The organism is Pseudoalteromonas sp. QJM3NY_12, assembly GCF_056173165.1.
Window position 1 is genome coordinate 496,227 of record NZ_CM149661.1, and the last position, 14,098, is coordinate 510,324.

The 14,098-nt window shown below is 35.5% G+C and carries 14 protein-coding genes; 9 read left to right on the forward strand and 5 right to left on the reverse strand.

All coding sequences use genetic code 11. The features are described from left to right. The first annotated feature begins 6 nt into the window (after positions 1–6). Together AC0VZ5_RS02345 and AC0VZ5_RS02350 are read left to right on the forward strand one after the other, a co-directional pair. Positions 7–618 (forward strand): hypothetical protein, encoded by a 612-nt coding sequence (locus AC0VZ5_RS02345; RefSeq protein ID WP_475474069.1) that lies wholly within the window; start codon positions 7–9, stop codon positions 616–618. A 379-nt stretch (positions 619–997) separates the two neighbouring features. Then, positions 998–1,450 carry an REP-associated tyrosine transposase gene (locus AC0VZ5_RS02350; RefSeq protein WP_475474071.1) on the forward strand — a complete coding sequence of 151 codons (453 nt, stop codon included), beginning with the start codon at positions 998–1,000 and terminating at the stop codon, positions 1,448–1,450. A 165-nt stretch (positions 1,451–1,615) separates the two neighbouring features. Here AC0VZ5_RS02350 and AC0VZ5_RS02355 read toward each other — a convergent pair whose 3' ends face one another. Both AC0VZ5_RS02355 and AC0VZ5_RS02360 read right to left on the reverse strand, forming a co-directional pair. Next, positions 1,616–2,500 carry a sulfotransferase family 2 domain-containing protein gene (locus AC0VZ5_RS02355; RefSeq protein ID WP_475474073.1) on the reverse strand — a complete coding sequence of 295 codons (885 nt, stop codon included), beginning with the start codon at positions 2,498–2,500 and terminating at the stop codon, positions 1,616–1,618. A gap of 7 nt (positions 2,501–2,507) precedes the next feature. Beyond that, the gene (locus AC0VZ5_RS02360; RefSeq protein WP_475474074.1) at positions 2,508–3,815 is read right to left on the reverse strand and encodes a flippase; all 1,308 of its coding nucleotides are present in this window, start codon (positions 3,813–3,815) and stop codon (positions 2,508–2,510) included. Positions 3,816–3,944: 129 nt separating this feature from the next. Between AC0VZ5_RS02360 and AC0VZ5_RS02365 the strand changes: the two genes are divergently transcribed. The 4 genes from AC0VZ5_RS02365 to AC0VZ5_RS02380 all read left to right on the forward strand — a co-directional run bounded on the left by AC0VZ5_RS02365 (position 3,945) and on the right by AC0VZ5_RS02380 (position 8,840). After that, positions 3,945–5,102 (forward strand): polysaccharide pyruvyl transferase family protein, encoded by a 1,158-nt coding sequence (locus AC0VZ5_RS02365; RefSeq protein ID WP_475474076.1) that lies wholly within the window; start codon positions 3,945–3,947, stop codon positions 5,100–5,102. 213 nt (positions 5,103–5,315) lie between these two features. Beyond that, complete coding sequence (gene wecA / locus AC0VZ5_RS02370) at positions 5,316–6,392, forward strand: UDP-N-acetylglucosamine--undecaprenyl-phosphate N-acetylglucosaminephosphotransferase (RefSeq protein ID WP_475474078.1); 1,077 nt, start codon at positions 5,316–5,318, stop codon at positions 6,390–6,392. 53 nt (positions 6,393–6,445) lie between these two features. Continuing rightward, positions 6,446–7,720, forward strand: coding sequence for a lipopolysaccharide biosynthesis protein (locus AC0VZ5_RS02375; protein ID WP_475474080.1), 1,275 nt, complete (start codon positions 6,446–6,448; stop codon positions 7,718–7,720). Then, positions 7,695–8,840 (forward strand): glycosyltransferase family 4 protein, encoded by a 1,146-nt coding sequence (locus AC0VZ5_RS02380; RefSeq protein WP_475474082.1) that lies wholly within the window; start codon positions 7,695–7,697, stop codon positions 8,838–8,840. The genes AC0VZ5_RS02375 and AC0VZ5_RS02380 overlap by 26 nt, the downstream gene beginning before the upstream one ends. A gap of 69 nt (positions 8,841–8,909) precedes the next feature. Here AC0VZ5_RS02380 and pssE read toward each other — a convergent pair whose 3' ends face one another. The 3 genes from pssE to wecA (AC0VZ5_RS02395) are packed head-to-tail and all read right to left on the reverse strand — an operon-like array spanning position 8,910 to position 10,907. Further along, on the reverse strand, positions 8,910–9,359 hold the full coding sequence (pssE, locus tag AC0VZ5_RS02385; RefSeq protein ID WP_475474084.1) for a PssE/Cps14G family polysaccharide biosynthesis glycosyltransferase: 450 nt from the start codon (positions 9,357–9,359) through the stop codon (positions 8,910–8,912). After that, complete coding sequence (pssD, locus tag AC0VZ5_RS02390) at positions 9,356–9,832, reverse strand: PssD/Cps14F family polysaccharide biosynthesis glycosyltransferase (RefSeq protein ID WP_475474085.1); 477 nt, start codon at positions 9,830–9,832, stop codon at positions 9,356–9,358. The genes pssE and pssD overlap by 4 nt, the downstream gene beginning before the upstream one ends. Position 9,833: 1 nt before the next feature. Further along, positions 9,834–10,907, reverse strand: coding sequence for a UDP-N-acetylglucosamine--undecaprenyl-phosphate N-acetylglucosaminephosphotransferase (wecA, locus tag AC0VZ5_RS02395; protein ID WP_475474086.1), 1,074 nt, complete (start codon positions 10,905–10,907; stop codon positions 9,834–9,836). A 479-nt stretch (positions 10,908–11,386) separates the two neighbouring features. On the opposite strand from wecA (AC0VZ5_RS02395), the gene AC0VZ5_RS02400 reads away from it, so the two are divergent. From AC0VZ5_RS02400 to AC0VZ5_RS02410, 3 genes are read left to right on the forward strand one after another with little or no spacing between them, the layout of a single operon-like run. Beyond that, the gene (locus tag AC0VZ5_RS02400) at positions 11,387–12,307 is read left to right on the forward strand and encodes a hypothetical protein (protein ID WP_475474088.1); all 921 of its coding nucleotides are present in this window, start codon (positions 11,387–11,389) and stop codon (positions 12,305–12,307) included. 2 nt (positions 12,308–12,309) lie between these two features. Next, positions 12,310–13,512 carry a glycosyltransferase family 4 protein gene (locus AC0VZ5_RS02405; RefSeq protein WP_475474090.1) on the forward strand — a complete coding sequence of 401 codons (1,203 nt, stop codon included), beginning with the start codon at positions 12,310–12,312 and terminating at the stop codon, positions 13,510–13,512. After that, on the forward strand, positions 13,505–14,050 hold the full coding sequence (locus tag AC0VZ5_RS02410; protein ID WP_475474092.1) for an acyltransferase: 546 nt from the start codon (positions 13,505–13,507) through the stop codon (positions 14,048–14,050). Before AC0VZ5_RS02405 ends, AC0VZ5_RS02410 begins: the two co-directional genes overlap by 8 nt. Positions 14,051–14,098 lie beyond the last annotated feature (48 nt).

Consider the following 14,098-nt stretch of genomic DNA (forward strand, 5'->3'; position numbering starts at 1 on the left):
GAATTTATGAAATTAAAACACTCCCTTTTATTCATCGCTTTATTAAGCACCACCGCCATCGCTGCAAACACAACCCCCGTTGCTGGCGCGACCACCGTAGGCGCTAAGCTTGCTGGCGCAAAAGAAGCAGACGCGAATAATGCCTGCCAATTTGATATTAAATTTGCATCAAAACCACAACAAAAAAATCAAACCATACAAGCATCACCTACTGTAAGTATGGATATAACCCAATTTGTGGCTAAACAAGTTAAAAAAGGGGCATACATAGCTTCAAACGTTACTTGTCAGCACTTAACAGGCCACAGCTACACTGGCTCACAACAAGAATGGGCTGGGTTTATTGATAGTGGTATTAAAGGCTTACTAAAAGCGGGTGTAACCGATATACAATTTACTAAAGTGGGCGCGGATGATGCCGCCTATAAAGGTCCTTTAGATAATATAGAATATGTATTCACCGGCGACAATGGCGGTAATAAGCAAGTAATTCATAACTTAGCGGTGCTTGATAAAGAAAATAACCAAGTAATTACCTTATCGGTAAGCGGTAACGAAAAAGTAACCCAAGAAATACAAGATGAATATCAACGTCTGGTTAATTCTTTTAGCTTGTAATTATTTCTCTCGTTTTACGCTGGTGAATCTTATGTTTCGGGTGTGCCTCACGATTCGCGCGGGTGTGCCTCACGATTCGCGCGGGTGTGCCTCACAATTCGCGCGGGCAAGCCTCACGCTACGGGTGGGGGATACACCATGACGTAGGCGCTGAGCTTGCTGGCGCAACAGAAGATAAGCTTGCTGGCCTGTTAAAGCGCAGCTTTACAATTTTTTGATATGTTGATTTAACATATCGCGCGGGTGTGCCTCACGATTCGCGCAGGCAAGCCTCACGCCTACGGGGCGTTTGTATTTGTGGAACGCGATCATTTTTGCTCTTTTACAAAAATGGCATTATTCACTATTGTTTCTTTATGTTTAATATAAAGGAATAATCATGGCTGATTCATATAAAAGGCGCAAAGGACGTTGCTCAATTGAGAATCACTATTATGCCGTGACAATATGTTGTATATCACGGAGGCCGCTTTTTACTCACTTTAAAAATTCGCATTTGATTGCGCAAACTTTGTATAAGTTTTCAATTACACAAAACCTTACCACAATATGCTATGTGATTATGCCTGATCACCTGCATTGGATTTTTAAACTTACAGGTTCAAAGCCATTGTCAGTGGTGGTAGGTCAGTTTAAAAGTATTACAACGTTAAAATACAACCGATTAAACAATTGCCAAGGTGCAATATGGCAGTCAAATTTTTATGATCACCTTATAAAAAACGATAAGGATTTAATAAACCAAGCAAGGTACATAGTGGCAAACCCATTAAGAGCCAAGTTAGTTGAGCGTGTGGGTGATTACCCATATTGGCATTGTATATATTTGTGATTTTGGCATTTACGGTCGTCAAGATAAGAGGTTAAACACCGTAGGCGCCAAGCTTGCTGGCGCAAAGAGGATAAATACAGGTATGATGTGGGGGATTAACATTCGCGTGGGCGAAGTTCACCTTGTGCCTCACGTTTTGCGCGGGCAAGCCTCACGCCTACGGGTTTATGAATATTTTTCTTTTGCGCGTTGATAATTTTCGATGTCAAATCGGCATAGGTGTTCTAATTGGGCTTTGACATTTGGCTCATTAAAGTAGTTTTGAAGCGTGCTTTTTACATGTTGTTTTTTCTCATCTAAAAAGCTGTCGGTGGTATTGTGGTTGCCTATGTTAATTTGCTTGTTTGATAATTGTTTAATTTGTTTGCTAAAGCTATCTAAGTTATCAAGGAAGCCGACTACTTTATAGGCTGCTAAATTATCTGCAAATTCACTTTGTATCTTTTGCGCATCAGCTACATCTTTTGCAAAACGGCCGGTTATACACATACTCATGACATTGGCCATTTGCCAACCTCTGCGGTGAACTAAAATGTGGTCTACTTCTGCAATGAGATTATCGCTATTTAGGTTGTTAGGCGCCATAATCGGTAGAGAGTTAGTTAGCTTGTTATATATATAATTTGAAATAAAACGTGAAACAGGCTCTCTCAATACAGTTATAAAGTGATATTGCTGTGCAAAGCTTTTAATAATATGTTGATTTGTGCTCACATGACCGCTTATATATTGCCAGTTTTGCGCTAAGTGATAAGCAAGCAAGCCATTTAATTGCTGCGCATGATGATCGCTAAACTGTGCAATACTATCAAGATTGTTTATGCTTTGCCCAAATGTAGCCAAACTCATTTCAATGGCACCTTCACGACTGAAACGGGCTTCACCTGGCTTTGCAAGTTGTTCTCGCATTGCTAAATCAATGGAGATCCCTCCAGATTTAGGAACATGTACAAACGCAAATTTAGCTTGATTTTGCTGAGCTTTGCCTACTCGATGTAGTTTTACATCATAGCCTAAACGATTAATGAGGTGCTTTATATTTTGTTTCATTATGAAGTCATTTTTTTAATAAGCGTAATTGCTTTATAAAGGGTTTTAATAATGCAGGGAAGTTTAACACAGCCTGATGTAATATTTGGGCGTAACGCTTAGTATTTGAATGGAAAAATAAAAAACCATAACTTGCTATCATGTAAGAGATAACAGTAGCCCACGCAGCTCCTACTCCGCCATATTGAGGAATTAAAACGGCATTTAATACAATGTTCGTTATTGCGCCGCATACACTTGATATAAGGCTATATTTATAAAGTTTTTCAATAATTAGCCATTTTGATAGTATAGCCCGTTGAAATATAAAAATACTCGCAAATATATGTATGCTAAGTATTGTTGCACTTGCGCTATATTCGTCAGTGTATAGTAGCGAAATTAAGGTTGGTGCAATAAAGTAGGTTGTAATACTGAGTATCAACGCACTCAGTGTCAGTACCACTATAAGTTGCTTTAATAAATTTTGATATTTTAAATAATTAGTAAATTTTAATTGGCTTAGTTGTGCGGTAAAAGCATTGGCAATGAGTACCGGAAATACGTACCACACTTCAGATAACTTAGCCGCAGCAGCATAATAGGCTACAGCATTTATACCTATAATATTAGCAAGCATGATTTGATCAATCTTTAAATATATTGTTGCTGCTACCCCTGAAAATAATAACCATTTACCTTTTTGTGCTAATGCAATATAACTACGAGAGGATGTTTTACGTTTGATAAAGTGATGATTCTTTCCTTTTACGTAGGTCAATAAATAACTGGAGCCAATCAATACATACTCTAAGCCCTGCAGCATAATCAGTAAACTAAGTGATGCGCCATTTAAAATAACGATACATTTTAAACTGTTAAGCACGAGTAATATAATTAGGCGAACTTTTAATAATGCTGAAACTTGTTGTTTGGCTAAAAAGAAAAACTCTATAACGTAAAAAGCACTAAAGCTCTGCAGTGTTATTAATAATAATATATAGGTGTTATTTGGGTTACTTACAATAAGTGTAAGCAGTAGCCCTAATGCAATTGCAAGTAAGGCACCATATAAGCGAATAATAATCGCGCTTTTGAGATAGTAGTGAGCATTATTTGGGTTTTTAACAATATATTTAGTGACTATATTATTAAGGCCCATAATGGTTAATGGCAAAAATAGCCCGGCCATAGAAAGTATATATGCGTATTGGCCGAAAACCTCAGGGCCGCCAACACGCGCTAAAAGCACACTATTAAAAAAGCTGAGGCCTAATAGTATGCACTTTTCTGCAATTAATAATGCGCTGTTTTTTATACCTGAAAAGGTAGACATGACCACTCGTGAAGATATTTAACAAACAAGGTACTATAACTCATAAAAAATGACTGTAAAAGCTTGAAACGAGCATTACAGCTGTATATGCTTCGCTGTCGGTTTTTAGTAGGAAAAATGGAAGTTTTTATGTTAATTGAAATAAAAGGCGTACAGTTTGTTAATAAAGGAGCTGAACTCATGCTGCACGCAATTTTGCAGCAGCTTAACCTCCATTTTCCTCATTCCGAAATTTGCTTAGCGCATAATGCAAACTCCCCTTACAAAAAAAGAGCCGCTATAGGCGCTTATCAAAAAATAAATTTACGAAAAAACATTTTTGATTTAAATCGCCTTTTTTATTTTTTTCCGGCATTTATTCGTCGTTATTTTAAAAATAGATTTGGTATTGTTACAGAGGCTGATGTTGATGTGATACTTGATGCTTCTGGCTTTGGCTATGGTGATCAGTGGTCTGATTTAATTATGCAGCAAGTTGCATGTGAAGTGACAAGAATGAAGCGCTTGGATAAAAAGTATATTTTTATGCCGCAATCTTTAGGCCCTTTTACTCTCCCTAAGAATAAAAAATATGCTCAGCAAGCATTTGCAAATGCAAGTTTGGTATTTGCTCGTGAAATGCCTTCATATGAACATATTGTGAGTTTAGTACAAGGGCATACTAATCTTTTTCGGGCTCCAGATTTTACTAACTTATTAGTGCCAGAAAACCAACCGCAGTACTGCCAATATAAAGACTCTATTATTGTAATACCTAACTCTAAGATGCTTAGCGAAAAGAATAAAGATAAATGGTGGCGCGAAAATTATGTAATAGTCATTGTGAATTTAATTGAACAGGCTTTTGAGAAGGGTGAAAAAGTCATTATTTTAAATCACAGTGGTAGTGATGATGCTTTGCTTTGCTCACAAATCATTGAGCGATTGAGTAGAGAGTGTGAAATTGTTGAGCCCTCAGATGCTATTTTAGTTAAGTCGCTAATAGGGCAGGGGAAATTAGTAATTAGTTCTCGCTTTCATGGCTGCGTGAGTGCGCTATCTCAGGCAATACCTTGCATTGCTACTGGATGGAGCCATAAATATCAAGAGCTATTTAATGAGTACGAATCTATAGATTTACTATTAAATACAGGGGTTTCTAAAGAAGAGCTAAGTAAATTACTTATAGGATGCTTAAAAAGTAAGGATACACGACAGCAAGCTCTTTTGACTAATGCACTTAAGTACAAACAACAAAGCACTGATATGTGGGAAAAAGTATTCAGCACCTTAAAAAGTAGCCAATAAAGATTTGTTGCTAATTTAATAATGAATAATTTAGTGTTTTATTTCAATCATTACCTTTTGGGGGGCAGGTTGAGATAATTTTTATTGAATTAATGTATTATTAGATTAGTTATTGAGTGTTTTTATGTTTTTGCTCAACTATAATGCTGGGCTGGGTTTATCTAGTAGCGAAGCGGGACGGATAGTTGTTCGTTTCTAACTATGGAGATTTTTTTGATAATTACTATATTAAGCTTATTTTTATTTTCATTTATAAGTCTATTTATTTTTCGAAAATTTGCATTTTTAATAAATTTAGTTGATCAGCCAAATGCAAGAAAACATCATAGTGGTTCAATACCTCTTGTGGGTGGTGTTGCTATTTTTGTAGTTGTTTTTAGCTATTTAGTGGTTTACCCAGAAACGATTATCTCTTCTTCACTATACCTATGTTGCGCCAGTATTTTATTAATAGTTGGCGTTATTGATGACTTACTTGATGTAAGCTTTAGGTTTAGGCTTGCTCTACAGACATTAATATCTGCATTAATGATGTATTTTGGAAATTTAATTTTTCAGGATGCAGGGCACATCATTGGGCCTTTTATATTAGATTTATCCTACTTTAGCTATGTAATTACAATTATTGCTGTTGTTGGTGCGATTAACGCATTTAATATGGTTGACGGTATTGATGGGCTATTGGGCGCATTAGCTATTATTACTTTTAGCTCTTTAGGCGGGCTGTTTTATATTAACGGACAAACAGAACTTACTGCTTTTTGTGCTGTTATTGTTGTTGCAACCATCCCATACATCCTTATGAATTTAGGTATCCCACTAGGCCAACGCTTTAAAGTATTTATGGGGGATTCAGGCAGTACAGTAATAGGTTTCACTGTTGTGTGGCTATTATTAGAAGGCTCACAAGTCCCAGAAAGTAGAGCTTTTAATCCTGTGATTGCATTATGGCTTGCTGCTATACCTATTATGGATGCTGTTTCTACTATTATTCGTAGAATTAAAAAGGGTTTGTCGCCTTTTAAACCTGACCGAGAGCATTTACATCATATTTTACAGCGATTAGGGCTTGGGCCTAATATGACGCTAGTTGTAATTTGTTTTATTGCGAGTATTTTTGCAATGATTGGTATTGCAGCACAAATATATAATGTCCCTGAATATATAATGTTTTATGCCTTTATTGTGTGCTTAATTATTTATAACCAAGTAATGATGAATATTTGGAAGTTTACAGTTTTTGCACGACGTATTTTAAAAGTTTTTAAGAAAAATAGTTCAGATGAATAACTTTTCGATACAAAGCCTAAAATTTAGCGCTACTGATATAACAGGGCTGAATTTTGTTTTTTAAGTTAATCAAACAAGCTGGTATTTTGTTAGGTGGAAACCTTACTGCTTCAATTCTAAACTTCTTCTCTGTGGCTATAACCATTAAGGCGCTTGGTTTAGAATCCTTTGGTGTTGTAACTCTATTGCAAGCCTATATTTTGGTGCTTAGCCTTTGTTTTAATCCGCAGGCTTGGCAAGGGTTAATTAAGTACTTTAGTGTAGAAAGTGATAAAAAAAAGCTTGTTAAATTAACGCTTCGTTACGACATAGTATGTGCTGTTGTTGGTACCTTGGTTGCTTTATTATTGACACGAGTTTACGTTGACGCTTTTAATTTAAGTGAACATTCTACTTTATTAAAATGGTGTGCTATTTATGTTTTCATCAACCAAACAAGTGTTGCAATAGGGGTTTTGAGATATCAAGAACGCTATAGGGAGCTTGCATTACAAGGTATTATTAGTGCGGTTGTATTTTTCTCTTTAGCATTAGTTGGGCAATATTTTAGCTTTGGCATAGAGTACTTTGTAACAACTTATCTTATATCACTAGGTTTGGGGGTTCTTTTTATTCAAGCTTGCGCTTATGGTTATTTAATCAAGCTGTTCAGGCAAAAAGACACGGTTAATTCAACGTTGAATGAAAAACAATATAACAACTTCAATTATGGTGTTCACTTAACAGCCTTAGCCGATATACCAGTAAAACAGTTAGATAATATTTTAGTTGGCGCTGTTGTATCAGTTGGTGCTGCAGGCGCTTACAGAGTGATTAAGCAAATAGCGACTATTTCGACTAAAGTGACGGGCCCTTTAAACCAAGTGCTATATCCAGAAATAAATAACTTACTTGCAAAAAAAGCATTTGAAAAAATTAAAACGGCTATGTTAAAAATTGTTTTGTTATTAGCTGTGCCATCATTTTTCGTCGTGTTATTTGCGTCACTAACCGTTGACTATTGGATCCCTTTAGTATTTACCGATGGACTGCTTGTTTATAAGTGGCAAATAATTACATTCTTGCTTATTCATGCTGCAGCGACTGCATTTACACCTATTCACCCCGTTTTTTTAGCACTTGGGTATGTAAAAAAGCTGTTTTACATTACTTTACTTTCTAATATTGTATTATGTTTGGCTATTGTTTTGCTTGGAGCGAAAATTGAGCTATGGGGGGTTTTAATCGCTATTTTATTACAGTACCTTATTAGCGTTATTTGGAAAATCCCTTTAATTTTGAAAAAATTAACGCAGGAAATAAATGAAAGTACTACATTACATACCTAACTTTTCAGTTACTACAGAAACTTTTATTTATGACCAGGTACTAAGCATACAAGAGCAGGGTATCGAGAGTGCTGTATTAACGGCTAAAAGGTTGAATATATCATCACGTCCCTTTTCTAAAGTGTATTTAGCGCCTTTTAAAACTATTTTGAATGAGCGTTTAACTCAAAGTTTGGTTCTGCGGTTTCAGTTGATGCCACTTTTCATCGACTACAAACAATGGCAGAACGTTTTAAACGAGTTTAAACCAGATATCATTCATTGCCATACAGGTAATGCTGTTAAAACGTGGATGCATGTCAGTGATAAACTCAAAGTCAATATTCCTGTTATAGCTTCTATGCATGGTTCTGATGTTAATAGCGAGCCTTTGGTCAGAAAGCAGTATAAAAAGGTGCTAACTTCTGCTGCTAGTGCTGATTATGTGCATTGGACTGTTCCTTCAAACTTCCTTAAACATAAGCTAGCTTTAAATTTATCAGTGCCATCAGAAAAAACACATGTTGTTTACAATGCGATTAATCCTATTTTTACTCAAGTAAAGACCCCTTGTACATTTGAGCAAATTAAAGTCATTAGTGTTGGTAGATTTATTACTTGTAAAGGGCATGAGTTTTTAATTCGTGGCTTTGCTGCTGTATTAAAAATATATCCTGATTCATTGCTAACACTTGTTGGTAGCGGGCCCCTCAAGGCTTCTATGATAGAGCTTGCAGATGCTTTAGGTATTGGAAAGCATGTTACTTTTTTAGATGCTGTAAACCATGAAGAACTACCTTCTTTGCTTTCTGATCATAATATTTATGTACAGCCATCGGTTATAGATGAGGTTACTCAGCAAGAAGAGTCGTTTGGGGTAGCTGCACTTGAGGCAATGGCTACAGGTTTATCTATTGTAGTTACAAAATGTGGTGGTTTAAAAGAGCTCGCTGCCTTTTGTAATAAAGATGCGGTATCGGTAGTGGGGCAAAAGAATGACCACGAAATAGCTGCAGCAATTGAAACTCATTTTTCTCAAAAGGCGCGTGTATCATCTCAAAGCCGAGAGGCTATAGCCGGTATTTTCTCTAATAATAAAAATGCGGCATCAATCATTGAGCTCTATAAGAGGGCTATTTAAAGGCACCTTACAATACAATTTTCTCATTAGTTAATACAACACAGCACAGTTATTCAGTTATAAGAGATTTTAGCTAAATAGTTCAACTAACTCATTTGTTCTAAAAAAGGCAGTTTTAACATAAAGAGTCGGGTTAAAGGCCTCTACCTCTTGAAGGCATTGATTTATATTTTTTAAGTTATGGCAAACTATCGCTAGACTATTTTTCTCTATAAATGATGCCAAATCTGATTGGTGTTGATCTATACGCTCATAGTTAGGTATCACAATACATTTTTTGTGCTTTTCTAGTAGTTCAAATACAGTTCCAGCTCCTGCATGTGTGATGATTATATCTGCATTATCAATGTACTGTGAAAACGAATTTGAAAAGCTAAAAAAATCACCGATAGTTGGAGTGTACTTACCGTTACTTATTTGAAATGTAAATTCGTAGTTTGGAAAAAGGTTTGCAATACTGTCTACTGCACATACCAATGAATCAAATGAAGAAGAGCCTACTGATACCAATACTTTCATAGTCGCCCACAGAATTTAGCGTTTTTATATAATTGTGTTTGTTCTTGGTTTTGCACCCAAAACTCACTACTTATTATGTTCATGATACGGCCGGTCATGGAGCGAGTATAAAAACGGCAAAATGTTTCAATAAAGATTACTTTTTTCCCTAATAATCTTAATAAGATTGACGGTATGATTGAGATGCCTGGGCCTGTAGATATGCATCCAGTAACTTTATGGATTAGGCATAATTTCACTATTAGCAAGGAAGACTGTAAAACGCCAATCAAAGCCATAAAAAAAGACTTTATACGGTTTTTTTTATGCCTCACATCACCTAGTGAGTAATGCTTTAATGATTGTGATAAAGGAGATGGGCCTATCGTTATAAATGTTAAAGAAGACATTGATAGCTGCTCATAAAGTAGCTTCATTTCTTGTTTATGTCCGCCTTCACCAAAAATGAGTAAAACAACTTTTTCTTTTGACATATTAATTATTTTTCTTTAATTTTGTGGTTATTCCAAAATACTTTCTGACCTTTACAGTAATCCTCCAAACTCTCATCATCATGAAGAAGTAACCAATATTTATAATTATAAAGCTCCAAAACATAATATAGTTTGGTGTGTTGAGTGACTCCGATAAAACGCCTACTGATGCAAATATAATGGCAATAAAGCAAATAGTTGACAAGGCTTGTTTTGAAGAAAGTCCTAAGCGTATCAAAACATGGTGTAGGTGTTCTCTATCAGGTTTAAATGGCGACTGGCCTTTTTTAATCCGTCTAAATACGGCTGAAACCGTATCCATTATTGGCACTGCCGCTATCCATAACCCTGTGACAGGGTCAAATGACTGTGCATTCCCCTGTGAGCCTTCTATTAAAAGCCAAACAACGGTGAAGCCGATAACGGTACTTCCAGCATCCCCCATAAAAACTTTGAAGCGTTGTCCGAAAGGGATGCCTATGTTCATTAAAATGTAAGGAACGGTAGCGATAACGATTGCCAAAGAGAGAGAAAGCAACTGGGTATGGCCTGACAGTAGAAATAATATAGACATGGCGCCAAACGTTACCGTAGTCATTCCTCCAAGGAGACCGTCAATACCATCAATCATATTAAAAGCATTAATGGCTCCGATAATGGCAATAAATGTTAATAAATATCCAAAATAAGGCAAGTTAAGCTCAAATGGTGCAACTAATTCACCTAAATCAATTAAGACTAAATCAGCGTTAAGCATCATAATTAGAGAGATAAGTGCTTGTATTAAAAGTCTTAGGTTAAAGCTAAGATCTTTTAAGTCGTCCCACACTCCAATAATTAATAACAGGCCTGCGCAACTAAGGTATACATATGAGTGAACTAAAGTTGTTGGAAATACATATAAATAACAGAAAACGACAACAAAGATAGATAATCCACCGACTAAAGGAACTGTGCCTATATGGTTTTTTCGTTCATTCGGCGTATCCACTAAATTAATGACTGTTGCAAGCTTTCTAAAAAAGAACAGACTAATGAAAGTTGCTAAAAACACACTTAAGTTATTAATAATCATTATTTATAATGCCTAACTTGGGTTACTCATATTACATAATTTTTTTTGTAATATTAAAAGTAAAAAATGAGCATACTATGCTTTGCTGAGATTCATACGAATAATAGAAATAATGTTAAGGGTAGTCATTGATGCTTGTTATTTACATTATTTCAGCTCTATATTATTAAGTTACCTAAAAGAGCACATTATATCTGTAGTTTTTTGTAATCGATATTAATTGTAACCACGCTCTACGGACGTAATTATAAATTATTTTTCTATTTGCGTGCATTTTTATTTCGTACTTTTTTATTATTTATCACCACGATAACTTTAGTTCTACTTAAATGCTAAAGATAGGTGATTAAATATAAATTAAGACTAAACTTTTTCTGTCAGAGGTAACCTCTTAAGTACATGATAAAATACTTCTAAAATGATCGTAGTTTGTTATACTGCCCTCCATTTTTAGTTGGTTAAGTGGGTTGGAAAGTGCCATGGATAGTAACGTTGGGGTAGTTGAAGATAATATAGACTCAACCTTTTTAAATTTACTTAAATATAAATGGGTAGTAATTATAGGCACGTTTTTATCGGCGGTATTGTCCGTTTTGATAGCTATTAATCAACCTAACACCTATACGGCTCAAGTATTTCTATCGCCGGTGAATAAATCTGAGGATGGCGGTCTTTCGAAATTAACAGGTCAATTTGGTGGGCTTGCTAGCATGGCAGGTATTTCTTTGGGGGGAAGTGAAGGGAATGATGTTGACGCTGCTTTGGAGTTTATGCAAAGTAGAGGGTTTCTTCAGAATTTTATAGAAAAAAGAGACTTATTGCCTGAATTGCTTGCTCTAGATTCATGGGACTCAGAAACTAAAAAATCACATTATGATTTTAACGAATACGATCCAAAACAAAAAATTTGGAAGCGTAACCCACCTCCTGGTAAGTCTGTGATACCAACCCCTTGGGAAGGTTACAATAAACTACTTAAACAAATTAATGTTGCACATATAAAAAAGAAAGGGTTAATTGAGTTAAAGGTAACGACTATTTCACCTGAACTTTCGGTCAATATTACTAATTGGCTAATCCAAGATATTAATCAGTTCTGGCGAGCTAAAGATAAAAAAGAAGCGGAAGAAGCAATTGAATATTTAAAAGTTCAAGCATCGCAAACTAATGTGAGTCAACTTCGCTCGGTTTTTTATGAATTAATAGCAGATCAAACTAGAAGTAAGCTACTGTCATCTATCGGCGACTCTCATATTTTAAAACCTTTATCGCCTGTTGTTTTTCCAGAAGAAAAGTCTGGTCCATCAAGGGCTATTATATGCGTAGGCATTACTTTTTTAGGTGGGCTATTTTCTTTAATTATTGCGTTTGTATTAACCCTCCGTAATAGAGAAAGTTAAATATGACTTTAGAGCTAAAAAAGCCTTGCGTGCTTCTTACTAGTAATCAGTACAAACCTAATATTGGTGGAATAGAAAACTCACTTTATCATTTAGCGCAAGAGTATAAGGCTATTGGATGCGAAGTTATTATAGCTGCAAGTGATTTAAACCCAAGTAATCAGCCATTGCCTGATCATGAAATAGAAGATGATGTTATCGTATACCGCTATAAGGCTGAAAAAGGTTCAGGATTTGGAAGAGGGATAAAGCATATACTGAACGCGATTAAAGTATATAAAAAAATCTTTATGTTACATAAGCCTGACTTTACTGTGTGTCGCTTTCACTTTAATGTTGTAATTCTTAAAGCTCTTGGATATAAAAATATTATATATCTAGTCCCTGGCGTTGTTGAAAATGAGACTAGGGCAAGCCTTAGAGAGCAAAGCTCTTTTTTGACAAAATTTACTAGCAAGTTGTCGTTTGAAATTCATAAAAAAATGCAATATCTCGCATTTAAACATAGCGATAAGCTATTTGTATTTAGTGAAAACATGTTGAAACAAGTGCGTGATATAAATAAAACGAAGCCAATAGGTATATGTAAGCCGGGTGTCAGTTTAACGCGTTTTACATCGGCCAACATAGATCAGAAAATAGAGTTAAGACAGCAGCTTAACTTATCTCCTCAAAATAGGGTTTTTTTATGTATAGGGCGCTTTGTTAAAGCTAAAGGGTTTGATATCGCAATAAAGGCATTAAAAGAGCTAGATGATAAAAATACTCATCTATGGTTATTGGGAGAAGGTGCCGAAGAGTGCGAATTACGACAATTATGCTCACGGCTAGGACTTGAAGAGCGGGTTAAGTTTTTAGGCCGTCAAGCTACTCCTGAAAAATACTACAGAGCCGCAGATTTCTTCATTATGTCCTCAAATTATGAACCTTTAGGGCAAACTATATTAGAAGCGCTTTGTTGTGGCTTACCTATTGTAGGTGCAAAGTCTAGTGAAACTGTAATAACCGCTACTAGTGAAATTTTGAATTTGACTAACAATATTTTACTTGACGAATATTCAGCTAGTTCATTCTCTCAAGGTATGAATGAATGTATTAATTTGTCAGAAAATGATTATTTAAAATTACAAGTTGAAAATAGAAAGCTTGCTGAAGCTAAATTCAGTTGGCAAAAGCTAGCTGAGGATCTTTTTGTTTATGATTAAGTTAAAGTTTCTATTTTTTTATTTGCTTAATCGCTTTATTCGCTCAGAAAAACTCCAAGCTATAGTTGATAGACTTGCCTATCAACGAATGATAAATAAATACGAATTACAAGGCGCGAGTATCGGTGAAAATACGATTATAATTGATACGAAACTTTCTTCCTCAAGTAAAGGTGATAAATTTTTCATAGGTAGTAACTGTACAATAACAGGTGCAACTTTACTTGGACATGATGCATCCCCTACATTATTTATAAATGAACTTATTATACATGAAGAAAGTTATCGCAAGGGCTCCCGTCTTTCATATCGTGCTGCGATTGAAATAGGTGATAATACATTTGTAGGTTGGGGCAGTATAATTTTACCAGGCATAAAAATAGGTAAAAACTGCGTTATTGGCGCGGGTAGTGTGGTATCTAAAAACATTCCTGATGGAATGGTTGCTGCAGGTAATCCTGCAAAAGTATTGAAGCCGACTAGTGATTATATAGAGGCATATAGAACTCGGTTAGTTAAAGAGCCTGGGAATTTTTGATGAGCTTTTTTCGATGCAATAATATCTTGCAAGGCCCTTCTCTGGCTC

Excerpts from the sequence above, each read along its gene's own strand:
- AC0VZ5_RS02345 (WP_475474069.1), top strand. The coding sequence starts at position 7 with ATGAAATTAAAACACTCCCTTTTATTCATCGCTTTATTAAGCACCACC.
- AC0VZ5_RS02350 (WP_475474071.1), top strand. The coding sequence starts at position 998 with ATGGCTGATTCATATAAAAGGCGCAAAGGACGTTGCTCAATTGAGAAT.
- AC0VZ5_RS02355 (WP_475474073.1), bottom strand. The coding sequence starts at position 2,500 with ATGAAACAAAATATAAAGCACCTCATTAATCGTTTAGGCTATGATGTA.
- AC0VZ5_RS02360 (WP_475474074.1), bottom strand. The coding sequence starts at position 3,815 with ATGTCTACCTTTTCAGGTATAAAAAACAGCGCATTATTAATTGCAGAA.
- AC0VZ5_RS02365 (WP_475474076.1), top strand. The coding sequence starts at position 3,945 with ATGTTAATTGAAATAAAAGGCGTACAGTTTGTTAATAAAGGAGCTGAA.
- AC0VZ5_RS02380 (WP_475474082.1), top strand. The coding sequence starts at position 7,695 with ATGAAAGTACTACATTACATACCTAACTTTTCAGTTACTACAGAAACT.
- pssE (WP_475474084.1), bottom strand. The coding sequence starts at position 9,359 with ATGAAAGTATTGGTATCAGTAGGCTCTTCTTCATTTGATTCATTGGTA.
- pssD (WP_475474085.1), bottom strand. The coding sequence starts at position 9,832 with ATGTCAAAAGAAAAAGTTGTTTTACTCATTTTTGGTGAAGGCGGACAT.
- wecA (WP_475474086.1), bottom strand. The coding sequence starts at position 10,907 with ATGATTATTAATAACTTAAGTGTGTTTTTAGCAACTTTCATTAGTCTG.
- AC0VZ5_RS02400 (WP_475474088.1), top strand. The coding sequence starts at position 11,387 with ATGGATAGTAACGTTGGGGTAGTTGAAGATAATATAGACTCAACCTTT.
- AC0VZ5_RS02405 (WP_475474090.1), top strand. The coding sequence starts at position 12,310 with ATGACTTTAGAGCTAAAAAAGCCTTGCGTGCTTCTTACTAGTAATCAG.
- AC0VZ5_RS02410 (WP_475474092.1), top strand. The coding sequence starts at position 13,505 with ATGATTAAGTTAAAGTTTCTATTTTTTTATTTGCTTAATCGCTTTATT.